We start from the raw sequence: 25,334 nt of genomic DNA, 5'->3' as shown, positions 1-25,334 counted from the left end.
AGGCTGTCGGGCGTGAACCTCATCGAAACCCAAGGGTTGACCAAGACGTACGGCGGGCGGGTGACCGCCCTGCACGAGCTGAGCGTCTCCGTCGAACCGGGGATCATCGGTCTGGTGGGCGCCAACGGTGCCGGCAAGTCGACCTTCATCAAGATCATGCTGGGGCTGATTCCGCCGTCGGCCGGTCAGGTCCGGGTGTTCGGTCTCGATCCGACGGTCGACACCGACAAGGTGCGGTCGAAGGTCGGCTACATGCCCGAGCACGACGCGCTGCCGCCGGACGTCTCCGCGGCCGAGTTCGTCACCCACCTCGGGCGGATCAGCGGCCTGCCGCGGACAGCCGCCCGCGAGCGGGCCTCCGAAGCGCTGCGGCACGTCGGTCTCTACGAGGAGCGGTACCGGCAGATCGGCGGCTACTCGACCGGCATGAAGCAGCGGGTCAAGCTGGCGCAGGCGCTGGTGCACGACCCGGACCTGCTGCTGCTGGACGAGCCGACGAACGGCCTCGACCCGGCGGGACGCGACGCCATGCTGGCGCTGGTGCACCGGATCGGCACCGAGTTCGGCATCTCGGTCGTGGTCTGCTCGCACCTGCTCGGCGAGGTCGAACGGATCTGTGACTCACTGATCGCGATCGAGGGCGGCAAGCTGCTGCGGGCCGACCGGATCTCGGCGATGACAGCGGCCAGCGACGTGCTGGCGGTCGAGGTCGCCGACGGCACCGACGAGCTCGCCGCCGCCCTCACCAACCTCGGCATCACCCCCCAGGTGGAGGGGCGGATGCTGCTCGTGCCGCTGGACCGCGAGGACACGTACGACCGCATTCTGCGCGCCGTGGCCGACCTCGATCTGTCTCTGCACCGCCTCGACCAGCGACGCCACCGGGTGGCCGAGCTCTTCGCCCCTCGGGAGACCGCCGATGTCTGAGTCCAGTGTCATCCATGACATCGGCTACCAGCGCTACACCGGCCCACGGCTGGGTCGCAGCGCGGTGTTCGGTGCGATCTACGTGCACGGGCTGCGAGCTGCGTACGGTTTCGGCCGCTCGGCCAAGGCGAAAATCTTCCCGTGGCTGGTCATGGGCATCGTCATCCTCGTCGGGGTGATCCTCGCCGCGGTCCGCTCGCAGACGGGCATGCTGCCGCTCAACTACATCCAGTTCGCGGATGCGATGAGCTGGCTGATCATCTTCTTCGTCGCCATCGTCGCGCCGGAGCTGGTGTCGCGGGACATGAAGGCCGGTGTGCTGCCGCTCTATTTCAGCCGGCCGCTGCGGGCCGCGGACTACATCGGCGCCAAGGTGGCCGCCATGGTCACGGCCGTCTGGGCCCTGCTGGCCGTGCCGCAGTTCATCATCTTCCTGGGCGCGGCCTTCACCACCCAGAATGGGATGTCGGACGTCTGGAAGGAACTCGGTGACCTGCTGCCCGCCTGGGGTTACAGCCTGCTGTGGGCGCTGCTGTTCACCGGCATCGGCCTGCTGATCGCGTCGCTCACCGGTAAGCGCGCGTTCGCCGCCGGTGGCATCGTCGCAGTGTTCCTGATGACCACACCGATCGTCGGCGTCCTGGCGAGTCTGCCGTCGAGCACCTCCCAGGAGCTGGCCGGCCTGGCGAGCCCGATGACCATGGTGGGTGGCGTCGGCCAGTGGCTCGTCCCCACCGCGAACACCGGCCTGGAGATCGGCAGCTACGGCCCGGTGTACGCGATCGAGACCGCGACGCTGATCTTCACCTGCATGCTGCTCCTACTCGCCCGCTACCGGAAGGTGGCCGCGCTGTGACCACAGTGGAATTGCAGAACGTCTCCCGCTGGTACGGCAACGTCGTGGCCGTCAACGACATCAGCATGACCCTGGAGCCGGGTGTGACCGGCCTGCTCGGCCCGAACGGCGCCGGCAAGACCACCGTGCTGCACATGATGGCGGGCTTCCTGTCGCCGTCGAAGGGCACGGTGACCGTCGACGGCGACTCGACCTGGCGTAACCCGGACATCTATCGCAAGCTCGGGCTGGTGGCGGAGCGCGAGGCCGTCCACGGCTTCCTCACCGCGCGGGAGTTTGTGCTCGCGTCGGCCAAGATGCAGAAGCTGCCGGATCCGGTCGCGGCGACCGAGTGGGCGCTGAACCAGGTCGAGATGGCGTCGGCCGCGGACCGCCGGATCGAGACGTACTCCAAGGGCATGCGGCAGCGCACCCGGGTGGCGGCGGCACTGGTGCACCAGCCGCAGGTGTTGCTGCTGGACGAGCCGTTCAACGGGATGGACCCGCGGCAGCGCATGCACATGATGGCGCTGCTGCACGACCTGGGCGACCGCGGGCACACGATCCTGTTCAGCTCGCACATCCTGGAGGAGGTGGAGCAGGTCTCCGGCACGGTCCAGGTGATCGTGGCGGGCCGGCTCGCCGCGTCGGGCGACTACCGCAAGATCCGGCGGCTGATGACGAACCGCCCGCACGTCTTCGCGGTGCAGTCGTCGGACGACCGTCGGCTGGCCGTCGCGCTGATCGCCGAGAAGTCGGTCACCGGGGTGGAGATCGAGGCGACCGGGATGACCGTCCGCACCGGCGACTATGGCACCTTCACCCGCGCCCTGCCGCGGATCGCCCTGGACGAAGGCATCCGGCTGCGCAAGCTCATCCCGTCCGACGAATCCCTGGAGAGCGTCTTCTCCTACCTGCTGGAGGCCTGACATGTCTACGGTCGCGTGGATCACCGCCCGGGGCCTGCTCGGTCGCCGGCGGGTCCTGCTGCTCCTGCCGCTGCCCCTGCTGCTGGTCGGCCTGGCCTGGCTCGTCGAGGCGTACGGCGTCGATCCGACCGAGTGGGGGCCGGCGCTGATCATCGGTCTCGGCCTGGCCGTGCTGCTGCCGGTCGTGTCGCTGATCGTGGGTACGGGTGTGCTCGGCTCCGAGGTGGACGACGGCACCATCGTGCACATCCTGACCAAGCCGCTGCCGCGGCGCGAGATCATCGCGGCGAAGCTCGGTGTCGCGATCACCGTGGCCGCGGTGACCGCCGCGGTGCCGCTGTTCGTGACCGGTTGGATGGCCGACTCACCCGCGTTCGGCGGTGCGCTGGCCCTGGCGGCGGCGGTCGGCGCGTGTGCGTACTCGGCGTTCTTTGTGCTGCTGAGCCTGCTGACCCGGCGTCCGGTACTGCTGGGTCTGGTCTACATCCTGGTGTGGGAGGGCCTGCTGGGCCGGTTCGTCAGCGGCACCCGGGTGCTGTCGATCCAGCAGTACGTGATCACCATCGCGGACAAGGCCGCCCCCACGGACATCCTCGAGGGGAAGGTGTCGCTGCCGGTGGCCGTGGTGATGGGCGCGATCTTCGTGGTGGGTTGCGCGATTGCCGCGGTGGATCGCCTGCGGTCCTTCTCGGTGGCCGGCGAGACCAGCTGACCTACTTCTGCGGCGGGGCGGGCTTGGGGACCCGCTCCGCGCAGATGTACCGCAGGCAGAACTGGGTGAGCCGGGCCCGGGCGTCGTCCTGCTGGGTCGGGTCGGCGCTGCCGATCGCCGCCATCGCGTCGGTCACCGTCTTGATCGTGGTGACCTTCGCCTTGCCCGGCACGACGGCCGGCGACGCCGCACCGATGCCGTAGGAGATGTCTCGGGCCAGTTCGAGCAGTTGCGCGTCGGACAGGTTCTTGGCCCAGTTCGCGACGGCCCGGCAGGCGACCTGGTCGAGCATCCCGGAGGTCCAGTCGATGGATTTTCCGATGAGGGACGCCGCCCGCCGGGCTTCCGGCGCGCCGGCCGGTGCCCGACCGCCGAAGTCCGCGCGGACGGCCAGCGAGCCGGCAAACCCAAAGATCAGGCCGTTGAGAACATCGTTTGTCGTCGGCGTGAGCACACCCAACTGGCCGGGGAGCCAGCCGACGAAACCGCCGCCGAAGCCGGCGATCGCCAGGTAGCCCAGAAAGCCCGCGCAGAACACCTTTGGCGTCCAGCTGTACCAGAAGTGGTAGGAGCGGAACGGGAGGCCGAACAGCGCGAGGCCCGCTGCCACCAGGACCGCCACAGCAAAGGACATGACCGGCTCCGCGGTTTATATGATCTCCCATCAAGACCCTACAACTGCCAATAGACTCGGCGCTTGCCTATGAATAACTAGAATCCCGGCATAAACGGCGCAATGGGTCGAGGTGGACTCGCGATGGTGGATCAGCAGCATGGTTCGGATCGCCACGCGACGCGGATGCCCACCCCGGCCTGGCAGTCGCTGAGCCCCGAGGCCGCGCGGCGCATCGTCCACGAACTCTGCGCCCACGTGCGCGCCCGATTCCCCGACCGGATCGACGACGCCGCCATCGAAACCCTGGTGACCGGCGTTCTCGAACACTGGCACAGCGGCCCGCTGCGAGACGCTGCCGGCGAGCCGGTACGCGGCTTACGCGCCGACGCCAACCGGGCAGCCCTGGCGTGGCTCCGAGCAGCCGGCAGCATCCCGGCGGGCAGCCACGAGTACGACGATCTGTTCGCCGAGACCGTGTTTCACGGCCAGTTCGACGCGACCGAGATCCGCGCGGGGATGCGGGAGTGGGTGACCGAGGGGCGCGCGCTCGACGTCAGCATCGTCACCTACTACCTCGACGTCGCAGATCTCGACGGCAGACCACCGTTACCGTCGGCCATCGCGCTGCGGCTACGGACGCTGGAGCACCCGCTCACCAAGGCATCCGTCGAGGACGCCCTGACCGACTTCTACAGTCTGCTGGAGACGCGCCGCGGCCGGGAAGCGGATCCGCGGTGACCGACGATCCGATGCTGCGGATGGTCCGGGAGTTGCTGGCCGGCGGCGAGGGCCTACCGGCGAAGAGCTTCCCGGACGGCTTCGCGGCGCTGCGCGACTATCTGTCCCGGCGGTTCTCCGCCCAACTCGGCCCCGGCGACATCGAGGACCTGGCCGCCGACGCGATCACCCAGTTCCTCGACGCGGCACGACGCGGACTGGTGCACGCTGACGGCAATCCCACCGGCTACCTGCTGCGGATCGCCATGAACAACGGCTACGCCACGGTCCGGAAGGTGGGCGGCACCGCGGACCTGGCCGGCGCCGAGGTCGCCAGCACGCTCACCGATCCGGAAGCGGCGGCCCGCCTCGACCGGCTGGCGACGGTCGACGTTCTGCGCCGGGCGATGACCCGGGCCCGACGCGACGGCGATGTCACCGCGGTGACGGTGGCAACGTACCTGCTCGACCACATCCAGCGCACCGGCGAAGCACCCAGCAACCGGGTGACCGGGGACGCGCTCGGGCTCAGCCACGCCGGCGTCGGCAAAGCGCTGCGCCGGCTACGGACCTACCTGTCCGCTGCGCTGACGGCCTAAGCGGGCCGCTAACGGATCACGCCGACCCACGGCGGACCGCTAGTGGCAGGCGTTGTGCTCGGCGACGATCGAGTCGGCCAGCGCGGTGAGCCGGTCGACCTCGGCCGGCGCGGCGGGTGCGGCTGCCTCCGCGATCACCTCGAGACCGAGGTTGGTCAGGCGTAAGCCGGTCTCCCCCTCGGGGCCGCTGCCGCTGCCGTCCGCGGTCGCCAGGCCGGTCGCCAGCAGCGCGGATCGCGAGCCGAACGGCAGTAGCTGCACCGCGGCCTGGGCGATCGAGACCGGGGCGCCCTCCAGGTCGGCGAGGAAAGCGCGCAGGTCAGGGGTGAGGAAGCGGAGCGCTTCCGCCGCGGAGGTCAGGTCCGGGCTCTCGTCACGCAGTCTCGTCATGTGGGTACTAGGCCGCGGAGGCCCGGAGTGGAAACCGGAGGACCGACTTTCCCTTCCGCGCCACCGCAAAATCAGGACATTCGACCCATCAAGGCAGTGCGGGTGCGACCTCGACCTGGAAGATCGGCATCTTGCCCAGCTTGCGGTACGCCGCCAGCGACTCCGGCGTGGCGTCCACCGACGATTCCCGGCCTTCCTGATTGTGCGGCGTATCGAAGTGGACCATGGCCCGAATCTTCGGGAAGTCGCGAATCTGCTGGCCGACCTCGCGGTAGAACTCCGCCTTGTGGCCGGGGTTCTTCTTCGAGGACCACACGCCCCACTCCGCCACCATCAGCGGCTTGTCCGGGTGCCGTTCGACCGCCCAGTTGTAGAAGCCGGGCCAGGTGGGGCGGTTCGACGCTTGGCGGTTGAGCAGCTCCCGGAAGTCGCCGTGCCCGTAGCCGGGGTCGCTGTACGCGTACGTGTCGAAGCCGATCCAGTCGACCACGTCGTTGCCCGGGTACATGCTGTCGAACCACTTCTGGCTGGTGTGCGGCACGTACGCCATGTGCACGAGCACCGTCACCAGGTTGTCGACGCCGTCGGCGCGCAGCCGCTGCACGACGTAGCGGAACATCCGCGAGTAGTCCTTGGCGGTGTAGCCGGAGCCCGCCTTCTCCTTGACGTTGTCCTCGGCCTCGTGATGCACGGTGAAGAAGAACTGCTCGGTGTAGTTCTTCTTGATGTGCTCGGCGAGCTTGTCGAGGAACTTGTCGGTCGCCTTGTCCCCCTTGGCGATCTTGGCCCAGGACGCGCCGCGCGGCTTCCAGTTGAGGAACAGCACGCGCTCCCGACCCGGCTCGCGGGCGATCGCCATCTCCTCCTTGGTCGGGAAGACCTGGCCGTTACCCCGGTGGTACGCGTGGTAGATGTCCTGATGCCGCTCGGTCTTCTTCTCGAACGACGTGAGCGCCTGCCGGCCGCGTTCCTCCGTGAACGCTCCGGGGGCGACTCCCCAGAGGACACCGCAGGTCGGGACCAGCTTTTTCCCCGTACGGCAGGAGCCAGCCGGCGCCGGGTCGACCTGGCCGGGACGCGCGGTGGGCGCAGCGGAAGCCGACGGCGACGGCAGGAGGGACGGGGCCGCGGACGGCAGCAGGCCGGGCCACGCGGGCACGCCGGGCTCAGCCGGCGACGGCGGTCCGCCGGGCGTGCCGGGCGCCGAAGTCGCGGCCGGGCCGGGCAGCACGACCGGCTCCGGCCCGTAGGGCAGGCCGATCTGGTCGACGCCGCCGGTCCACGCCCAGGACAGGGTGGCTACGACCGAAATGCTGAAGACGGTCGTGATGGCGGCAAGGTGCACGAAGCGGCTGCGGCGGGGTCCACGTCTCACGATCGCCCAGTATTGGCATTAAAGTCCTGTTTGTCGACTACCCGACCGTGTGCGGCGGAGTCGACCGTCGAGACCGGACAGACCCCGGCCCCGCTCGACCGCGCGGGATCAGGCTGCGAAACTGTCCCTCAAGTCACTGCAGGGGGAGTCTTAGGTGAACGACGGTTCTGTGCTGCCCGAGGACGTCATGCGTGACGCGCCGACGTATACGCCGCGCGCGCCCGAACTCGCCGACCTCGAGCTGCTGCTGGCCGGGGCGTACACGCCGCTGACCGGCTTCCTCAGCCGTGCTGACCTGCAATCCGTCCGACGCAACGGGCACCTCACGAACGGTGCACCGTGGCCGGTCGCCGTCACTTTGGAAATCCCCACCGACATCGCCGCCGGGCTCGACCTCGCCGATCCCCAGCGGCGCACCGTCGTGCTCACCGACCCCGAAGGCGCGCCGGTCGCCGCCATCGAGATCACCGACGCATGGCCGACCACCGACGGCCGCTCCGGGGTCGGCGGCACGGTACGCCGGATGGGTGACGGCGGGCACGGTCCGTTCCAACGCCTGCGCCGCAGCCCCGAGGACGTCAAAGCACTGCTGCCGCCCGGACGCGTGCTCGGCGTGATCGCCGACCGGCCACTGCACCGACCACAGCTGGCGCAGATCGCGCACGCCGCGCGGACCCTCGCCGCCCACCTGCTGATCTTCATCCCGGTCAGCGGACCCGGCCCCGGCGGCATCCCGCCCGAAGCCCTGGTCCGCGCGATCTTCGCGGCCCGCGACCGGATGCCCCCGGCCACCATCGTCGCGGTCCCGCTGCTCACCCGCGGCGACGAGATGCGCGACGCGCTGCTGCGCGCCAAGGTCGCCACCGCGTACGGCGTCACGCACGTCCTGTCCACGGGCGACATGCTGTCCGGCGGCGGCCTGCGCGTGCTGGTGCCCCGCGAGCTGGCGTACGACAACCGGGACGGGCAGTGGCGCTGGCGCGACGACATCCCGCCACGCAACCGGCGCCTCGCCATGTCCCCCGCCGAGATCGACGACACGCTGGACCGGGGCTTCCCGCTGCCCGAGTGGCACACCCCGCCCGCCGTCGCCAAGGAACTGGCCCGGGTGCGCCCGCCGCGCCGACACCGCGGCCTGGTCGTCTTCTTCACCGGCTTCTCCGGCTCCGGCAAGTCCACGATCGCCCGCGGCCTGGCCGACACGCTGCGCGAAAGCGGCGAGCGGACAATCACCTTCCTCGACGGCGACGTGGTGCGCCGCGAGCTTTCGGCCGGGCTGGGCTTCAGCCGCGCCGACCGGGACCGCAACGTGCGGCGGATCGGCTGGGTGGCCGCCGAGGTCGCCCGGCACCGCGGCATGGCCGTCGCCTGCCCGATCGCCCCGTACGCGGACGCCCGCGCTGCCGTCCGCAGGATGGCCGCCGACGCCGGCGCCGGTTTCGTCCTGGTGCACGTCGCCACCCCGCTGGAAGTCTGCGAGCAGCGCGACCGCAAGGGCCTGTACGCCCGCGCCCGCGCCGGCCAGCTGCGCGGCATGACCGGCGTCGACGACCCGTACGAGGTGCCGACGGATGCGGAGCTGGTGGTCGACACCACGAACATGACGGTGCCGGAGGCTATCGATCTCGTGCTGGCGCACCTGGTGGACAGCGGCTGGGTGGAGCCCGAGATGAAGTAAAGGGTCCGGACGGAGGAGTTACGCATCGGCGCACGGGCCGTTTACCCCTCGGGGGCGAAACGCCCGATTGCCGATGAACTTCTCCGCCTGCGAAAGGGCCGCCGTACCCATGGAAGCGACTCGTCCGGTGTCCGCCGACCTCTCCCACTACCTGGGGGTGTTCCGCCGGCACTGGTGGGTCGTGGTGGCCGCCACCGGCGCCGGCCTCGCGATCGGTGCTGCGGTTACCCAGGCCCTGCCCAGGGTCTACGAATCGTCCGCCTCGGTGCTGGTGCAGTCGGTCGAGCAGGACACCAACGCCGCCGGTGGCCGCACCAAGGGCACGATCAACCTGGACACCGAGGCCCAGCTGGTGGGCTCCGGTGCGGTCGCGACCAAGGCGGCGACCCTGCTGCGCTCCACCGTCTCGCCGATCGAGCTAGCCAAGAGCGTCTCGGTGGAGGTGCCGCCCAACACCACGGTGCTGGTGATCCGGTTCGAGGCCGGCAACGCCAAGGACGCGCAGGCCGGTTCGCACGCGTTCGCCGAGGCCTACCTGCGCAACCGCGAGGAGACCGCACGCGCCGGCCTGGACGTGCAGATCAAAACGCTGAACCTCAAGGTAAAGCAGCTCACTACCGCGCTGACCAGCATCAACAGCCGGCTGGCTCGAGCTGCCAACGGCAGCTCCGAGCGCAGCAATCTGGAGAGCCTGCGCGGCAACTCGCAGAACCAGCTCAACAACCTGACCGGCAAGCTCAACGAGCTGACCACCTCCACCATCAGCGCGGGCAACATCATCAGCGATTCGCGGGAGCCGGAGGAGCCGTCCAGCCCGAACGCGATGCTGAACATCGCCGGTGGCGCGATGGCCGGTCTGCTGCTCGGGCTCGGACTCGCGTTCGTCCGGGAGCGGTTCGACCGCCGGCTGCGCACCGCCGCGGATGTCCGGGACCGGGGCCGGGTGCCGGTGCTCGCTGCCCTGGACGAGCGGACCACCCCGCATTTCGATGACGTGCTGCAGCCGTACGGGCCGGGCGGGCGGGTGTTCAACCGGCTCCGCAACGAGATCCTGGCCAGCCTGAGTGCCGGTGACCAGATCATCGTCGTCACGGGCGCGAGCCGTGGGTCGGCGACCACGCTGGTGGCCGCGAACCTGGCCGCGGCGCTGGCGCGTACCGGAAGTGACGTGGTGTTGATCGGGGCGCACCTGCCGGACAGCGTGGTGGATGCCGCGCCGCTGGCGCGGATGCTGGGCGTCTCCGCGATGCCGGGGCTGTCCGACCTGCTCGCCGGCCGGATCGGGCTGAACAAGGCGATGCAGCGCTGCCCGCGGATTCCGTCGCTGCGGGTCATCACGACCGGCGGTGCCGCGACCGCGGCCGGCCTGATGCAGTCGCAGCGACTGCGTGACACGCTCGAAGCGCTGCGCCGGCAGACCGGGTACGTCGTCATCGAGGCCCCGTCGACCAGCAGCAGCGCCGACGCGCAGAGCCTGGCGAGCCTCGCGGATGCGGCCATCCTCGCCGTCGAGCTGCGCCGGGCGAAGCGGCCCGCCCTGCTGGACGCCACCGAGCAGCTCAGCCGGGTCGGCACGCCGCTGCTCGGCGCAGTGGTGTTGCCCCAGCTCACGAACGTGCGCCGGTCCACAGCCGAGGAGAACCTGCCGGCCGTGGCGCTCAGCGCGCAGAAACCCGACGAGACCGTCGTCGTCGACGGCGAACGCACCCAGCCGATGCGCCTGCCGCAGGGTGGCCCGGTCCGGCCGCCGCGCCAGGGCGACGGCACCGAAGAAGTCACCGCGGTGATCGACCTGCCGAACTTCAAGGGAACCCCGTCCGGTACGGCAACCCGGACTGTCGGTAAGCCGGACGAGAAGTGACACTGGTCGTCCCGGGCGCGAAGCAGCGGGCGGCACACAGCACGGCACCGGAACGGCCCACCTGGTTGCCGGCGTGGCCGATCGCGAGCGTCCTGGCCCTCTATCCCCTGTGGTGGGCGCTCGGCCTCGGCGTGCTGATCTTCCTGATCATGGCCGTACCGATGCTGGTGCTGCTGGTGCGCCGGCGGGCAGCCGGACGCATGCTGCGGCTGCCGCCAGGTTTCCTCTGGTGGGCGGTGTTCCTCGCGGCGGTCGTCATCAGCATCGTGGCGCTGGGCGCCGACCCGCCGGGGACGGTGGCCGAGCACGCGAGCGACCGCCTGCTGGCCGTCGTCTACCGCTTGGCCGTGTACGCGTCGATGACCATCCTGCTGATCTACGCCGGCAACCTCACCGAGGACGAGTTGCCCCGCAAACGCCTGGTGAAGCTGCTGGGCTGGCTGTTCGTGGTGACTGTGGCGGGTGGCCTGCTGGGCATGGTCGCGGGCCGGTTCGAGTTCACCTCGCCGGTGGAGTGGCTGCTGCCCGGCGAGATTCGCAGCAAAGGCTTCGTGCAGTCACTGGTGCACCCGTACGCGGCGCAGATCATGGACCTGGTCGGCGGCGAGAAGCCCCGCCCGGCGGCGCCGTGGGGTTACACCAACACGTGGGGCAACAACTTCTGCCTCCTGATGGGTTGGCTCGTCGTGGCCGCATGGGCGACCCGCCGGGCCCGGCACAAGGTGTTCGCCCTGCTGTGCCTGGGCGCCGCGATCGCGCCCGCTGTCGTCTCGCTGAACCGCGGCCTGTGGATCGGCATCGGCGTCGTCGTCTGCTACGTCGCGATCCGGTACGTCCTCATGGGTCGACTGTGGATCATCGGCGCGGTCGTCCTCGCCGGAGCCGGGCTCGTCGTCGCCCTGTTCGTCACCCCGCTGGGTGATGTGGTGAACGCCCGGCTGGACAACGGCAAGTCCAACGGCGTGCGGTCGTTCCTCGTGGAGCGGGCCGTCGACGGCTTCGCGCACTCCCCGATCGTCGGCTACGGCTCGACCCGCAACACGATCGGCGGCCGCAACTCCATCACGGTCGGCGAGAGCTCCGGCTGCGAACGCTGCGGCAACTTCACCGTCGGCGGCAACGGCCAGTTCTGGCAGCTCATGTACGCCCACGGCGCCGTCGGCACGATCGCGTACCTGGGCTTCTTCGGCTACGGGCTGTGGCGGTTCCGGCGCGACCGTACCCCGATCGGCATCGCCGGCAGCGCCGCGATCGTGAGCTCGTTCGCGGCGATGTTCTGGTACAACGCGATCCCGACCCCCCTGGCGTTCATGTTCCTGGCGTACGCGCTGCTCTGGCGCAACCAACTCGAGGGGGACGCACATGCCCGTTAAGACCGCACCGGCGGCGCTGACCGCCGGCGACTCGGCACTGCGCACGCAGTACCTGGCCGAGGTGCTCGCCCTCCTGTATCCCGAGCCGTGCCGAACCGACGACCGGAAAGGTGAACCGGTCGCCGAATACCTGGTCGTGCCGGATGCTCGACGGCCCCGGCTGCTCGTGCCGACCACGTCCCGCCGGGTCGCTGCCGCCGCCGTCCGCCGGTACGCCGAACCGCAGTCCCGGTCGGCCCGACTCAAGCGGGACGCGGTGGTGGCGGCCCTGCGCACCGGGGCTTCCAGCGTCCTGCTCCGCGACCGGGTCAAAGTCACCGGCCCGGCCTCGGAGAGCATCGACGGCTATCTGCGCGAGGCACTGGGCCGCGAGCTGTCGGTCAGCATCCACATCGGACCGGCACGGGCCAACCGCAAGCCGGTGCTGCAACTGATCAGCCCGGACGGCGAAACGTTCGGCTTTGGCAAGCTCGGCACCGGGGCACTGACCCAGCGCCTGGTGAAGGCCGAAACCGCCGCGCTCACCGCCCTCGGCACGCTGGGCCTGACGAAACTCACCGTGCCCCGGGTGCTGCACGCCGGACAGTGGCGCGGCTCGCAGGTGCTCATCCAGTCAGCCCTGCCGGTGTGGCTTCCGCGTGCCCCGATGACCCCGCGTCGACTCACGGCCGCCATGCTCGACATCGCCGGCTGCTGCGGCTACACCACCGGCACACTGGCCGCCAGCCACTACCTCGTCGAGCTGCGCAGTCGGCTGGCGGCGGTCGCTGACCGAGCCGAGGGCACCGAACTGGCCGCGGCCGCGGAAAAGCTCGCCGCACACACCGGCGACACCGTGCTGCGCTACGGCGCCTGGCACGGCGACTGGGCCCCGTGGAACATGGCCAACCTGACCGACGCGCTCCTGGTCTGGGACTGGGAGCGGTTCACGAAGGGCGTACCGGTCGGCTTCGACGCCGTGCACCACGAGCTGCAACGGCGGATCCAGTCCAGCGGCGACGCGGCCGGAGCGGTCGAAGCCACCGTACGGCGGTCCGCCGAATTGCTCCAGCCGTTCGGGGTCGCCCCGGAAGCCCGCGAGCTGACCGCACTGCTGTACCTCGTCGATCTCGCCACCCGCTATCTCGCCGACCGGCAAGCCGAGGCGGGGGCGCGGCTCGGTGTGTTGGGGACGTGGCTGCTGCCCGTACTGATTCGAAGGGTCGAAAAGCTCTGATGGACGTTCGTAAGGTTCCGGCACCCGTCAAGCGGGTCGTGCACCTCGGCTCCCGCTCCTACGGCCGGCTCACCGCGCCCGGCCGGATGACGCCCACCTTCCTCATCTGCGGCGGGCAGCGCTGCGGCACGACATCGCTGTACCGGGCGCTCGCCGCGCACCCCGCGGTGCTCAAAGCCGTCCTGCACAAAGGCGTGCACTACTTCGACGTGTCGTACGAGCGCGGCATGTCCTGGTACAAAGGGCACTTCCCGACGCAACGCCAGGCCGACAAGGTCTACGAGAAGTACGGCGTCCCGGCGCAGACCTTCGAGTCGAGCCCGTACTACATGTACCACCCGCAGGCCGCCGCGCGGATCGCCGCCGACCTGCCCGCGGCGAAGCTCGTGGTGCTGGTCCGCGACCCAGTCGAGCGGGCGTACTCGCAACACCACCACGAGGTCGCCCGCGGCTTCGAGAACGAGCGCAACTTCGGCAACGCGGTCGCTCTGGAACCGGCTCGGCTGCACCGGCAGGAGGAGAAGCTGGCGGCCGACCCGAAGTACTACTCGTTCGCGCACCAGCACCAGGCCTACCGGGCGCGCGGCGAATACGCCCGGTATTTGAGCGTCATGGCCCAGCACGTCGGCCGGGAACGCATCCACGTGGTGGAGAGCGAGCGGTTCTTCTCAGAGCCCGAGCAGGTCTACGACGAGGTGTGTGCGTTCCTGGACCTGCCGATCAACATGGGCCACCCACCGTTCGAACGCCACAACGCCCGACCCCGACAGTCCGACATGGACCCCGGCCTGCGCCGCGAACTGTCCAGCCACTACGCCTCGCACGACGAAGCTCTCATGACGTGGCTGGGGCACGTACCCATCTGGCGTTCGGTATGACCGACCGCACCGAGCCTCGCTCACCGCTTGCGGTGAACGGCCGGGACGGCGAGGGCCGGGAGGGCATACCCGGCAAACTCAGCGTGACTGCGGTCGTTGACGAGGCGCCGGCGAACAGGGGCACTCGTGGGGTGGCGCGCGGGGGCCTGGCGAACATGGCGGGTTCGGCCCTGGCCGGCGGCACCGGGGTCATTGTCACCTGGATCGTCGCGCGCACTCTGGGCGCCGAGCAGGCCGGCGCCTTCTTCGCGGCCACCGCAGCGTTCGTCCTCGTCGGCGGCCTGGCCAAGCTGGGCACCCAGACCGGCCTGGTGTACTGGCCCGCGAAGTTGCGGGCCACCGGCCGGGAACACCTGCTCGGCGCCTGCCTGCGCACAGCGCTGACGCCGGTGCTGGTCATGTCGGTGCTGCTGAGCGCGGCGATGTGGTTCGCGGCGCCCGACATCGCGCACCTGAGCGCCGGCGAGACGCCGTACCTGGCGCACGAACACACGGTCGGTCTGCGGGTCCTGGCCCTGTTCCTGCCGCTGCAGGCGATGACCGATGCGTTCCTGACCGCCACCCGCGGCTACAAGGCGATGCGCCCGACGGTGACCCTGGACCGCCTGCTGCGCAGCGCGCTGCAGTTGCTGTGCGTCGGCGCGGCCGGGGTCGCCACCCTGTGGTTCGCCGCATCGTTGCCCGTGTTCGCCGCGGCCTGGGCGCTGCCGTACCTGCCGGTCTACGTGCTCGCCGGCTTGGCCCTGCGGAAAATCTACCTCGCGGGCAAGCCGGAAAACTTTCGCAGCCGACGCAGTGAGCGGCTGGATCTGCGCCGGGCTTTCTGGAAGTTCACTGGCCCGCGCGCCCTGGCCAGCGTCGCGCAGCTCGCCCTGCAGCGGGTGGACGTGCTGCTGGTGGCCGCGCTGGGCAGTCTCTCCGCCGCCGCGGTGTACGCGGTCGCCGGTCGCTTCGTCGTGCTGATCCAGTTCGCCAACCAGGGCATCTCGCAGTCGGTGCAGCCTCGCCTCGCCGAAGCGCTGGCGGTCGGCGACCGGGCGACGGCCAACCACCTCTACCAGACCGCGACCGGCTGGCTCGTGCTGGTCACCTGGCCGATCAACCTGCTGGTGATTCTGCTCGCACCGCTCTACCTGGGACTGTTCGGCGCCGACTACGTGGACGGCACTCCGGTGGTCGTGGTGCTGGCCTGCGCGATGCTGGTGGCTACCGGCTGCGGCATGGTCGACATGGTGCTCGCCATGGCCGGGCGCACCTCCTGGAACCTGATCAACGTGCTGGTCGCCCTGGCCGTCACGATCGGGCTGGACCTGCTGCTCATCCCCCGGTACGGCGCACTGGGAGCCGCGATCGGCCTCGCCTGCGCACTCGTCGCGAACAACCTGCTGCCGCTCATCCAGGTGGGCCGGGTCGCCCGCCTGCACCCGTTCGGCCGGGGGACACTCGCCGCTGGTGCGTTGTCGGTCGCGTGCTTCGGCGTACTCCCCCGAGGTGTGCTTGCCGTGACCGGGACCAACCCGTCCGGCCTGGGCATCGCGACATTTTTGTCAATCGCTGCCTTCGGAGCCGGTCTCTGGCCGTTGCGCCATCGTTTAGCCCTCGACGCCTTCAAGCCTCGCAAGCTCTCGTCAAGGAGGATCGATTGACTACCGAGTACACCAAGGTGTTCCAGGACGCCGAGGCCGTCGACAAGTACGAGCACGTCACCTACGCGCCGGACAGCTACGCGTCGCAGATCAACGAGCGGCAGCAGGCGTACCTGCGCAAGCTGGTCCAGCGCGAGTTCGGCGCGAAGCTGCCCGTCCAGCACGACTTCGCCTGCGGCACTGGGCGGGCTATTCGGACCTTGCATGGCCTGGTCAGTGAGGCGCACGGCTACGACACGTCGGCCGAAATGATGGCGAAGGCCGAGCAGGTCGGTTCGCGGGCGCAGTGGCACCAGATCCCCGCGGACGGCCCGGTGCCGAACCCGGTCCCGGCCGGACACCCGGCGATCGTCACCATGTTCCGGCTGCTGCTCAACGTCGACGAGTCGATTCGGGACCGGGCCATCGCCTTCGCCGGGAAGGTCCTGCCGACGCCGGACGCGGGCGTGCTCGTGGTGGAGAACCACGGCAACGCCGGATCGCTGCGGCACCTGCGGGCGCGGCGGCACAACGGTGAGCGCTGGTTCGCCGAGCTGTCGCACGCCGAGGTGCAGGCGCTACTCGACCGGCACGGCTTCGAGATCGTCGAGCGGCGCGGCTTCTCCATGCTCACCGAGTCACTGAACAAGAATCCGGTGGCTCGGGCCGCGGACGCGGCGGCCCGAGCGCTGCCCGGCACCGACGGCTTCGCGGTGAACGTGCTCTACACGGCGCGCCGGAAGGGGTAGCCGCCGTGCGCCGCGCTAGCGCCCTTCTGGGGCTGATCGTGCTCGTGCTCGCCGGTTGCACCTCGCACCGGCGGGCCGAGCCCGGCCCGACGCAGCCACCCGACCTGACCAGCCCGCCGAAGGCCGTGGCGGTGAATCCCGGACCGTTCGAGTCCGGCCCTTACGACGCACCCTCCACCGGCGCGTACCTCGGTGCCTGGATCAAGCCGGAGGCGTTGACCCACGCCGGGCGGGTGGAGGCCGTCGGCGGTCTGGAACGCGACCTCGGTCGGCGGCTCGACATCATCAACACGTACCGACGGTTCGAGCAGCTGGTGGGCACCGAGTCGGACGCGGAGTTCCTGGATCAGGAAGCGACGCTGATGGTGAGCTGGGCGACCGGGGACAACCGGTCGATCATTGCCGGCGAGCATGACGCGCTCATTCGCCAGCAGGCCAAGGCGATCCGCAAGGTAAAGAAGCCGCTGCTGCTGCGGATCCGCTGGGAGATGGACCGACCCAATCTGCGGGCGACGATGTGGTCCGGCGAGGACTACATCGCCGCGTACAAGCACATTCGGGAGATCTTCCGCGAGGAGCGGACGAAGAACGTCTCGTGGGTCTGGTGCCCGACCGCCGAGGGCTTCGTCCGCGGCGACGCACCTGCGTTCTATCCCGGCGACGAGTTCGTCGACTGGACCTGCGTCGACGTGTACGCCGGCAACCTCTTCCAGCCGATCGGGCAGCTCATGGGCCCGTTCCTGGAGTGGGCCGCTCAGCGCCCCAAGCCGATCGTCATCGGGGAGTTCGGGGTGGCGAAGGCGTGGGGGCCGGCCGGGCGGGCGGCCTGGCTGCGCGACGCCCAGCGCACCTTCAAGGCCAACCCGCAGATCAAGGCGGTCGTCTACTTCGAGTCCGATCCCGAGGGCAACGGGCCGAACCAGCAGTTCCAGCTCACCGGCGACCGGCCCGCCTTCCAGGCCTTCGCCCGGTTGACGAAGGATCCCTACTTCAATCCCTGACCGTCAGCCGGCCTGGGCTCGCTATTTCGCAACTTGGCCGTGCCGCCGGCGGGCCTGGGCCAGCAGGCGCAACGCGTAGGGCGCGTCGTGCTTGAGGTAGCGCCCGGCCAGCCGGCCCGGCTCGGTGCCCAGCCGGTGTGCCCATTCCAGCCCGGTGCGCTGCATCCAGCGCGGTGCCCGCTCCACGTCCCCGGCCACGAAGTTGACCGCCGCGCCACACCCCACGAACCACGCCCGCGGCATGGTCGCGCGCAGCCGGTTGACGACCTCTTCCTGCTTGGGGAAGCCCAGACCGACGAAGACCAGATCCGGTTCGGCGTCCGAGACCTTCGCGCAGACGTCCGCGTACGCCTGCTCGTCGCGCTCGAAGCCGAACGGCGGGCAGAGCGTGCCCGCAATGCGCAGCCCCGCACATTCGGCAGCGAGCTTGTCCGCGGCGCGCGTGGCACCGTCCGGGGTGTTCTCGGCGGCCGGGGTGCCGCCGATGACGAAGATGGACCGACCGTCCAGACCCAGCCCCTGCGACAGCGAACGGATGAGGCTGCTGCCGGCGACCCGTTCGGGCAGTGGCGTGCCGCTCAGTTTGCTGGCCCAGACCAGTGGCATGCCGTCCGCGACGATCAGGTCGGCGTCGTCGAGGTAGCCGCGGACCCGGTCGTCCACCCGGGACTGCCGCATGATGTCGACGTTCGGAGTGACGATCCGGCCGCCCCGGCCGGCAGCCAGCGCCTGCCGGACGATGGTGACCACTGCACCCTCGGTCAGGGGGTCAAAGCCGGTCCCATCCAGTTCGATGCGGTCGAAAGCCTCGATTGACACTCCCACGCCTCCTTCATGCTTGTTCGCTCGTTATAGGAGCGAAACGAGCGAAGGCGGTCAGAAGTGGCACGAGTCGTATATCTGGGCGGATTGGGACGAAGCGGAACTACGCTCGTCGAGCGCCTCCTCGGCGAACTGCCCTCGGTCTGCACGCTGGGCGAAATCGTCCACCTCTGGCAGCGCGACATCCGCGACAACGAACGCTGCGGCTGCGGCGCCCGGTTCGCCGCCTGCACCTTCTGGAAGCGGGTCGGCGAACGCGCGTACGGCGGCTGGCAGAACGTCGACGTCGACCGGGTGCACGCCCTGCGCGACTCCGTGGAACGCACGCGCTTCATCCCGCGCCTCGCCGCCGCGAACCTGCCCCCGGCCCAACTCGCCGACGTCCGCGAGTACGCGTCCTTCTACAGCCGGGTGTACGCGGCCGCCGCTGAGGTCTCCGGCGCCGAGGTGGTCGTCGACTCGTCCAAGCACAGCGCCCTCGCCCACGTCCTGCGCTGGGCGGACGACGTGGACCTTCGGGTCGTGCACGTGGTGCGGGATGCGCGCGGGGTCGCGTACTCATGGACCAAGACCGTGACCCGCCCGGAGACCGACGGCGGCGACGAGATGACCCGCTACTCCCCCGGCCGCTCGGCCATGCTCTGGAACGCGCACAACGCGGCTTTCGGTCTGCTCGCCCGACGCGGCGTGCCGGTGCGCCGAATCCGCTACGAGCAGTTCCTCACCGACCCGCGCGCCGCGTTGCGCGAGCTTGCCACATACGCGGGCGTCCCGGTCGGCGACACCGACCTGGGCTTTCTCGGCGACGGGCACGCCGACCTCGGCGTCAGCCACAGCGCCGCAGGCAACCCGATGCGCTTCACCGTCGGGCGGCTGCCACTGCGCCGCGACGACGCGTGGGTGCGCGCTCTGCCCGGCAACCAACGGCGGCTGGTCGGCGCGGTGTGCGCGCCGATGCTGCGCGCGTACGGCTACCCGCTCAACCCCGCACCAGCCCCTCAGGAGGCGTGATGAACTGGCCGTCCGTCGGCGTCGTGATCCCCACCCGCAACCGACCCGAGCTGGTCCGCAAGGCGATCGCCGCGGTCCGCGAGCAGCAGTACCCGGGCCTGATCAAGGTCGTCGTGGTGTACGACCAGACCGAGCCCGACTACCTGCTCGCCTCCACCACCGGCACCCAGGTCCTGGTCCTGACCAACTGGCGCACCTCCGGTCTCGCGGGCGCCCGCAACACCGGCATCCTGGCCCTGGACACCGAGCTCGTGGCGTTCTGCGACGACGACGACCAGTGGGCCGCGGACAAGTTGCGCCGCCAGGTCGCCGCGCTGGTGGCCGAGCCGAACGCCGAGTTCGCCACGTGTGCGATCGAGGTCGAGTTCGAAGGCAAGTGCACACCCCGGCTGGCCGGGCACAGCCGGGTCACCGTCGACGAACTGGCCCGATCCCGGATGGCGATGCTGCACTCGTCGTCGTTCCTCATGCGCCGGGAGGCGCTGAGCGAGGACGCGATCGGGCTGGTCGCCGAGGACGCGCCCGGCAGCCAGAACGAGGACTGGGACCTGCTGCTCCGGGCGGCCCGCCGGTCCCCGATCGTGCACCTGGACGAGCCGCTGGTCCGGGTGCTCTGGGGGCGGACCTCGCATTATGCGTACGAGTACGCGACCAAGATCTCCTCGCTGCGCTGGATGATGCAACGGCACCCGGAGATCAGCGGCTGCCGCCCCGGCGCCGCCCGGGTGTACGGCCAGCTCGCCTGCTGGTCCGCGGCCACCGGCAACCGCTCGCAGGCGTGGCGGTTCAGCAAGGAGGCGGTTCGCGCGAACTGGAAGGAGCCACGTACGGCGATCGCGCTGGCCGCCATGACCGGCGCGGTGAAGGTCGAGAACGTCCTCTCCGCGCTCCACAAACGCGGCCGAGGGATCTAACCAACTCTTTCGCGCACACCCGATCGCCGGGTAGTGTTCGCACGTGTTCGAATTAGTGCGGAAGTCGGCGGGTCTCTGATGCTCGCCCAGCAACGCCAAGCGGCGATCCTCGACCGGGTCCGCGCGGCCGGCGGCGTCCGGGTCAGCGAGCTCGCCACCGAGTACGGCGTCTCCGACATGACCATCCGCCGCGACCTCGAATCCCTCGCCGACCGCGGCCTCCTCGCGAAGGTACACGGCGGCGCGACCACCGTGAGCCCGGGTTCCACGCACGAACCCGGCTTCGCGGCCAAGTCCGTACGCCAGCGCGCCGAAAAGGCCGCCATGGCCGCCCGGGCTGCCGCCATGGTCTCCCCCGGCGACGCCATCGCGCTCTCCGCGGGCACCACCACCGCCGGCCTCGCCCACCTCCTCGTCGACGTGGCCGACCTGACCGTGGTCACCAACTCCATCCCCGTCGCCGACGTCTTCTACCGCGCGGGACGCCCCGACCAGACGGTCATCCTCACCGGCGGCACGCGGACCCCGTCCGATGCCCTCGTCGGCCCGGTGGCCGTCGCGGCTATCGGCACGCTGCACCTCGACATGCTCTTCCTCGGCGTGCACGGCATGAGCGAACGGGCTGGCTACACCACGCCCAACCTGATGGAGGCAGAGGTCAACCGCGCACTGGTGGCCGCAGCCGAACGGCTCGTGGTGCTGGCCGACCACACGAAGTGGGGCACGGTCGGCATCTCATCCATCGTGCCGCTGCACCGCGCCGACATAGTCATCACCGACGGCGAACTCGACGAAACCGCCCGCGCAATCCTGTCCGAACAGGTGCACGAGCTCGTGGTGGTGAGCGGATCGTGATCGGTCGGCGGACAGCGATCCGACTGTCGGACGGCCGCGAACTCATCTACTTCGACGAGCACCCGGCCACCGACCGCACCGGCACACCGGACACCCGCGACCTGCCACCCCCGCCGCCGACCGCCCAGCTGCGCTACGACCCGCTCGTCGACGAATGGGTGGCCGTAGCGGCCCACCGGCAGACCCGCACTTTCCTGCCGCCGTCCGACAAATGCCCACTGTGTCCGTCCACACCGGACTTCGCCAGCGAGATCCCCGCGCCGGACTACGACGTGGTGGTGTTCGAGAACCAGTTCCCGTCCTTCAGCGACCGGGTCGCCCCCGACGAGGCCGCTGCATTGACCGACCTGGTGCCGGTCAAGCCCGGAATCGGCCGCTGCGAGGTCGTCTGCTTCACCAGCGACCACACCAGCTCCTTCGGCGCCCTGCCACCCCAACGCGTCCGCACAGTGCTCGACGCCCTCGCCGACCGCACCACCGAGATGTCGGCCCTGCCGGGCGTGGTCCAGGTTTTCCCATTCGAAAACCGCGGCGTCGAGATCGGCGTGACCCTGAGCCACCCCCACGGCCAGATCTACGCGTACCCGACGGTCCCACCCCGCACAGCGGCCATGCTGTCAGCCGCCCGCCGCCACATTTCCCGCACCGGCCGCAACCTCTACGCCGACGTCCTCGCCGCCGAACGCAAGGCTGAGATTCGCATCGTCGGGACCAACGAACACTGGACGGCATTCGTACCCGCCGCCTCCCGTTGGCCCTACGAGGTCCATGTGGCCCCGCACCGCCACGTCCCCGACATCTCCGCTCTGACGGCCGAGGAACGCGACGCCTTCGCGCCGCTCTACCTGGACGTCCTGCGCCGCTTCGACGGACTCTTCGACAAGCCGATGCCCTACATCGCGGCCTGGCACCAAGCAGTGACCACCGGATCCGATCGAGACCTGGGCTACCTGCATCTCCAGCTCTTCAGCATCCGCCGAGCCGCGGACAAACTGAAATACCTGGCCGGCTCGGAATCCGCGATGGGCGCCTTCGTCAACGACATCGAACCCGAACGCGCCGCCGAGCTGCTGCGCAACCACCAAGCTTGACCCACGCACTTCGCCCGACCGCACATCTCCGCAGGCACCCAGAGCAACCCGCACGCGCTTCGCCCCCGCCCGCTCTTCTCCCCAGGCACCCAGAGCAACCCCCACGCGCTTCGCCCCGTCGGTGTCGAGGGCGCCGAAAATGACTAGGCGCCCTTTGCCGTAGTCATTTTCGGTGTCCTCGACACCGACCCCTCGGGGGCGAAGTGCCCGCCGAGCGAAGCGAGGCCATGTAACAGCGGCCATATAACACAAACCTAGGGGGCGGGGGGCCCGGGACAAGGCCCCCCGCAGGGAAGGGACGGCAGGCGGTCCGCCTACTGGTCACTGGTCGCACGAAGAAACCGATCGGCGCCCGGGACAAGGCAAGCCGGACCGGCGGGCGACTCTTCGTGCGGGTGACCGTCATCCGTTCTGTCAGATGAAACGAGGCCCGCGTTCCCCTAGTTACGGATCCTAAACATCACGTTCCGGTGACGAGCCCGAATCGTGGATTTGCTCCCCGAACGCACGAAGGCCCTCCGGCGGGTTCGCCGGAAGGCCTCTGTGCGGTGGGGAAGATCAGGCCAGCTTGCGGGCCAGGTTCTCATCCAGGGCGTTCATGAACTCATCGGTGGTCAGCCAGGGGGCGTCGCGACCGATCAGCAGCGCGAGGTCCTTGGTCATCTGACCACCCTCGACGGTGGAGACGCAGACCTGCTCGAGCGTCTGGGCGAACTCGGTGACCGCCGGGGTGCCGTCGAGCTTGCCGCGGTGCTTGAGGCCGCCGGTCCAGGCGAAGATCGAGGCGATCGGGTTGGTCGAGGTCTTCTCGCCCTTCTGCCACTGCCGGTAGTGCCGGGTGACCGTGCCGTGCGCGGCCTCGGCCTCGACGGTCTTGCCGTCCGGGGTCATCAGGACCGAGGTCATCAGGCCGAGCGAGCCGAAGCCCTGCGCGACGGTGTCGGACTGCACGTCACCGTCGTAGTTCTTGCAGGCCCAGACGTAGCCGCCCTCCCACTTCATCGCGGCGGCGACCATGTCGTCGATCAGGCGGTGCTCGTAGGTCAGCCCGGCCTTGGCGAACTCTTCGGCGAACTCGGTCTCGAAGATCTCCGCGAAGAGGTCCTTGAACCGGCCGTCGTACGCCTTGAGGATCGTGTTCTTGGTCGACAGGTAGACCGGGTAGTTGCGGGCCAGGCCGTAGCGGAACGAGGCGCGGGCGAAGTCGCGGATCGACTCGTCGTAGTTGTACATCGCCTGGGCGATGCCGCCGCCCGGGTAGTCGGCGACGTGGAACTCCATCGGCGCCGAGCCGTCCTCGGGGGTGAACGTGACGGTCAGCTTGCCGGGGCCGGGGACCACGAAGTCGGTCGCCTTGTACTGGTCGCCGTGCGCGTGCCGGCCAATGATGATCGGCTTGGTCCAGCCGGGTACGAGCCGGGGGACGTTCGACATGATGATCGGCTCACGGAACACGACGCCGCCGAGGATGTTGCGGATGGTGCCGTTGGGCGACCGCCACATCTTCTTCAGGCCGAACTCGTCGACGCGGGCCTCGTCGGGGGTGATCGTGGCGCACTTGACGCCGACACCGTGCCGCTTGATCGCGTTGGCCGAGTCGATGGTGACCTGGTCGTCGGTCTCGTCGCGGTGCTGGATCGAGAGGTCGTAGTACTCGAGGTCGACGTCGAGGTAGGGCAGGATCAACTGCTCACGGATCTGCTTCCAGATGATCCGGGTCATCTCGTCGCCGTCGAGCTCCACGACCGGGTTGTTGACCTTGATTTTCGCCATCGACCGGCGCTCCTCTCCCGGGACAATATTTAGCAGTACGAGCGTACTGCCTGTCGGGAACCCCTTGCCGCCGGGTCCGGGTCTGGACGGAGGGTTCTACGCTGTTTTCCGATGACTCATTCCGAGCACCGTGACGAGCGTCCCACGCCCTCCGTGACCAGGATCATCCTGGTCACGGCAGCCGTGGTGGTGCTGTTGCTCGCCGTCACCATGAACAGCTTGCTCCTCGTGGCCGCCGCCGTCATTCCCGCGGCCGCCTGCGTGTTGCGCGAGCCGTCCTCGGAGCGCGCGGCCGCGTCGACGGTCACCGTGCTGGCCGCCGGCCTCGGTCTCATCCTCATCGGCTTCGGCGTCGCGCACGCCTGAACCGCGCAAAAAAGGCCGGACCCGAGGGGTCCGGCCTTCTTCGTAGCGACGATCAGAGGTCGGCGACGTCGGCCTGCTTGGCGCGGACGGCCTCGGCGGCCTCCTTGAGACCGGCGATCTCGGTGTCGGTCAGCTTCTCCTCGACGATCTTCTTGATGCCGGTGGCGCCGATCTCGGCCTCGACACCCAGGTAGACGCCGGAGATGCCGTACTCGCCGTCGACCCAGGCGCAGACCGGCATGACCACACCGGAGTCCTCGACCACGGCCTTGGCCATGCGAGCGGCGGCGGCAGACGGGGCGTAGTACGCCGAGCCGGTCTTCAGCAGCGCCACGACCTCAGCGCCGCCGTTGCGCGTACGCACGACCAGCTCTTCGATCTTCTCGGCCGGGAGCAGGTCCGCGAGCGGCTTGCCGTCGACGGTGCAGCGCGACGGGACCGGCACCATGGTGTCGCCGTGCGAGCCGAGGGTCAGCGCCTTGACGCTGGAGACCGGCACGTTCAACGTCTCGGCGATCGAGTTGGTGAAGCGGGCGGTGTCGAGCACACCGGCCTGGCCGAACACCCGGTTCTTGGGGAACTGGGTGGCGATCTGGGCCAGCGCGGTCATCTCGTCGACCGGGTTGGAGACGACGATCACGACGGCGTTCGGGGCGTACTTGGCGACGTTCTCCGCCACCTGGCGCACGATCTTGGCGTTGACCTCGAGCAGGTCCATCCGGCTCATGCCCGGCTTACGCGGCAGACCGGCGGTGATCACGACGACGTCCGAGCCCTCGATGGCCTCGTAACCCTCGCCGTTCGGGCCGGTGGTGGCGCCGACGATCTTGGTTTCGAAGCCCTCGATCGGCCGCGACTGGTTCATGTCGAGCGCGAGACCGGCGGGCTTGCCCTCAATGATGTCGGTGAGCACCACGGTCTCGAAGATGTCGTACTCGGCGAGACGCTGTGCGGTCGTGGACCCGTAGAATCCGGCGCCTACGACGGTGACCTTCTTGCCCATGCTCAACTCCCAGTCCGC

The 25,334-nt window shown here is 69.7% G+C and carries 25 protein-coding genes; 19 read left to right on the top strand and 6 right to left on the bottom strand.

The window, feature by feature from the left end:
- Positions 1-12: 12 nt before the first annotated feature.
- The 4 genes from ACIA1L_RS09285 to ACIA1L_RS09270 are packed head-to-tail and all read left to right on the top strand — an operon-like array spanning position 13 to position 3,403.
- Complete coding sequence (locus ACIA1L_RS09285; RefSeq protein ID WP_396072091.1) at positions 13-927, top strand: ABC transporter ATP-binding protein; 915 nt, start codon at positions 13-15, stop codon at positions 925-927.
- Positions 920-1,783 carry an ABC transporter permease gene (locus tag ACIA1L_RS09280; protein ID WP_396072090.1) on the top strand — a complete coding sequence of 288 codons (864 nt, stop codon included), beginning with the start codon at positions 920-922 and terminating at the stop codon, positions 1,781-1,783. Before ACIA1L_RS09285 ends, ACIA1L_RS09280 begins: the two co-directional genes overlap by 8 nt.
- Complete coding sequence (locus ACIA1L_RS09275; RefSeq protein ID WP_396072089.1) at positions 1,780-2,691, top strand: ABC transporter ATP-binding protein; 912 nt, start codon at positions 1,780-1,782, stop codon at positions 2,689-2,691. The genes ACIA1L_RS09280 and ACIA1L_RS09275 overlap by 4 nt, the downstream gene beginning before the upstream one ends.
- 1 nt (position 2,692) lies before the next feature.
- Entirely contained in the window at positions 2,693-3,403 is a 711-nt protein-coding gene (locus ACIA1L_RS09270; RefSeq protein WP_396072087.1) for an ABC transporter permease subunit, read from the top strand.
- Position 3,404: 1 nt separating this feature from the next.
- Here ACIA1L_RS09270 and ACIA1L_RS09265 read toward each other — a convergent pair whose 3' ends face one another.
- The gene (locus ACIA1L_RS09265; RefSeq protein WP_396072086.1) at positions 3,405-4,037 is read right to left on the bottom strand and encodes a hypothetical protein; all 633 of its coding nucleotides are present in this window, start codon (positions 4,035-4,037) and stop codon (positions 3,405-3,407) included.
- Between the two features lie 123 nt (positions 4,038-4,160).
- Here ACIA1L_RS09265 and ACIA1L_RS09260 point away from each other — a divergent pair, with 123 nt between their 5' ends.
- On the top strand, positions 4,161-4,757 hold the full coding sequence (locus ACIA1L_RS09260; RefSeq protein ID WP_396072085.1) for a hypothetical protein: 597 nt from the start codon (positions 4,161-4,163) through the stop codon (positions 4,755-4,757).
- Positions 4,754-5,335, top strand: coding sequence for a hypothetical protein (locus ACIA1L_RS09255; RefSeq protein WP_396072084.1), 582 nt, complete (start codon positions 4,754-4,756; stop codon positions 5,333-5,335). Before ACIA1L_RS09260 ends, ACIA1L_RS09255 begins: the two co-directional genes overlap by 4 nt.
- A 39-nt stretch (positions 5,336-5,374) precedes the next feature.
- Here ACIA1L_RS09255 and ACIA1L_RS09250 read toward each other — a convergent pair whose 3' ends face one another.
- The gene (locus tag ACIA1L_RS09250) at positions 5,375-5,725 is read right to left on the bottom strand and encodes a hypothetical protein (RefSeq protein ID WP_396072083.1); all 351 of its coding nucleotides are present in this window, start codon (positions 5,723-5,725) and stop codon (positions 5,375-5,377) included.
- A gap of 88 nt (positions 5,726-5,813) precedes the next feature.
- On the bottom strand, positions 5,814-7,100 hold the full coding sequence (locus ACIA1L_RS09245; protein WP_396072082.1) for a glycoside hydrolase family 26 protein: 1,287 nt from the start codon (positions 7,098-7,100) through the stop codon (positions 5,814-5,816).
- Between the two features lie 154 nt (positions 7,101-7,254).
- Between ACIA1L_RS09245 and cysC the strand changes: the two genes are divergently transcribed.
- From cysC to ACIA1L_RS09205, 8 genes are all read left to right on the top strand, one after another.
- On the top strand, positions 7,255-8,778 hold the full coding sequence (cysC, locus tag ACIA1L_RS09240) for an adenylyl-sulfate kinase (RefSeq protein WP_396072080.1): 1,524 nt from the start codon (positions 7,255-7,257) through the stop codon (positions 8,776-8,778).
- Positions 8,779-8,887: 109 nt separating this feature from the next.
- Positions 8,888-10,639, top strand: a complete 1,752-nt coding sequence (locus ACIA1L_RS09235; RefSeq protein WP_396072079.1) for a Wzz/FepE/Etk N-terminal domain-containing protein — start codon at positions 8,888-8,890, stop codon at positions 10,637-10,639.
- Positions 10,636-12,012 (top strand): O-antigen ligase family protein, encoded by a 1,377-nt coding sequence (locus ACIA1L_RS09230; RefSeq protein ID WP_396072078.1) that lies wholly within the window; start codon positions 10,636-10,638, stop codon positions 12,010-12,012. Before ACIA1L_RS09235 ends, ACIA1L_RS09230 begins: the two co-directional genes overlap by 4 nt.
- On the top strand, positions 12,002-13,228 hold the full coding sequence (locus tag ACIA1L_RS09225; protein ID WP_396072077.1) for a hypothetical protein: 1,227 nt from the start codon (positions 12,002-12,004) through the stop codon (positions 13,226-13,228). The genes ACIA1L_RS09230 and ACIA1L_RS09225 overlap by 11 nt, the downstream gene beginning before the upstream one ends.
- A complete protein-coding gene (locus tag ACIA1L_RS09220; protein ID WP_396072076.1) occupies positions 13,228-14,106 on the top strand; it encodes a sulfotransferase family protein in 879 nt (292 codons plus the stop codon). Before ACIA1L_RS09225 ends, ACIA1L_RS09220 begins: the two co-directional genes overlap by 1 nt.
- A complete protein-coding gene (locus ACIA1L_RS09215; RefSeq protein ID WP_396072075.1) occupies positions 14,103-15,752 on the top strand; it encodes a lipopolysaccharide biosynthesis protein in 1,650 nt (549 codons plus the stop codon). Before ACIA1L_RS09220 ends, ACIA1L_RS09215 begins: the two co-directional genes overlap by 4 nt.
- Positions 15,749-16,480 (top strand): methyltransferase domain-containing protein, encoded by a 732-nt coding sequence (locus ACIA1L_RS09210; protein ID WP_396072074.1) that lies wholly within the window; start codon positions 15,749-15,751, stop codon positions 16,478-16,480. The genes ACIA1L_RS09215 and ACIA1L_RS09210 overlap by 4 nt, the downstream gene beginning before the upstream one ends.
- A gap of 5 nt (positions 16,481-16,485) precedes the next feature.
- Entirely contained in the window at positions 16,486-17,481 is a 996-nt protein-coding gene (locus tag ACIA1L_RS09205) for a glycoside hydrolase family 26 protein (RefSeq protein WP_396072073.1), read from the top strand.
- Between the two features lie 21 nt (positions 17,482-17,502).
- Here the strand turns inward: ACIA1L_RS09205 and ACIA1L_RS09200 are convergent, their stop codons facing one another.
- Positions 17,503-18,300 (bottom strand): WecB/TagA/CpsF family glycosyltransferase, encoded by a 798-nt coding sequence (locus ACIA1L_RS09200; RefSeq protein ID WP_396072072.1) that lies wholly within the window; start codon positions 18,298-18,300, stop codon positions 17,503-17,505.
- 63 nt (positions 18,301-18,363) lie between these two features.
- Between ACIA1L_RS09200 and ACIA1L_RS09195 the strand changes: the two genes are divergently transcribed.
- From ACIA1L_RS09195 to galT, 4 genes are all read left to right on the top strand, one after another.
- Complete coding sequence (locus tag ACIA1L_RS09195) at positions 18,364-19,314, top strand: sulfotransferase (RefSeq protein WP_396072070.1); 951 nt, start codon at positions 18,364-18,366, stop codon at positions 19,312-19,314.
- Entirely contained in the window at positions 19,314-20,228 is a 915-nt protein-coding gene (locus ACIA1L_RS09190; RefSeq protein WP_396072069.1) for a glycosyltransferase family 2 protein, read from the top strand. The genes ACIA1L_RS09195 and ACIA1L_RS09190 overlap by 1 nt, the downstream gene beginning before the upstream one ends.
- Before the next feature lie 78 nt (positions 20,229-20,306).
- A complete protein-coding gene (locus ACIA1L_RS09185) occupies positions 20,307-21,083 on the top strand; it encodes a DeoR/GlpR family DNA-binding transcription regulator (protein WP_396072068.1) in 777 nt (258 codons plus the stop codon).
- A complete protein-coding gene (gene galT / locus ACIA1L_RS09180; protein WP_396072066.1) occupies positions 21,080-22,174 on the top strand; it encodes a galactose-1-phosphate uridylyltransferase in 1,095 nt (364 codons plus the stop codon). The genes ACIA1L_RS09185 and galT overlap by 4 nt, the downstream gene beginning before the upstream one ends.
- A gap of 558 nt (positions 22,175-22,732) precedes the next feature.
- On the opposite strand, the gene ACIA1L_RS09175 is transcribed toward galT, so the two are convergent.
- The gene (locus ACIA1L_RS09175) at positions 22,733-23,947 is read right to left on the bottom strand and encodes an NADP-dependent isocitrate dehydrogenase (protein WP_396072064.1); all 1,215 of its coding nucleotides are present in this window, start codon (positions 23,945-23,947) and stop codon (positions 22,733-22,735) included.
- A 111-nt stretch (positions 23,948-24,058) separates the two neighbouring features.
- Between ACIA1L_RS09175 and ACIA1L_RS09170 the strand changes: the two genes are divergently transcribed.
- A complete protein-coding gene (locus ACIA1L_RS09170; RefSeq protein WP_396072063.1) occupies positions 24,059-24,313 on the top strand; it encodes a hypothetical protein in 255 nt (84 codons plus the stop codon).
- Between the two features lie 52 nt (positions 24,314-24,365).
- On the opposite strand, the gene mdh is transcribed toward ACIA1L_RS09170, so the two are convergent.
- The gene (gene mdh / locus ACIA1L_RS09165) at positions 24,366-25,316 is read right to left on the bottom strand and encodes a malate dehydrogenase (RefSeq protein ID WP_396072062.1); all 951 of its coding nucleotides are present in this window, start codon (positions 25,314-25,316) and stop codon (positions 24,366-24,368) included.
- Between the last annotated feature and the right edge of the window lie 18 nt (positions 25,317-25,334).

The organism is Actinoplanes sp. NPDC051859 (genome assembly GCF_044452725.1).
GTDB lineage: Bacteria > Actinomycetota > Actinomycetes > Mycobacteriales > Micromonosporaceae > Actinoplanes.
The sequence above is the reverse complement of the archived record's forward strand: the minus strand, read 5'-3'. Positions and strand labels throughout refer to the sequence as shown.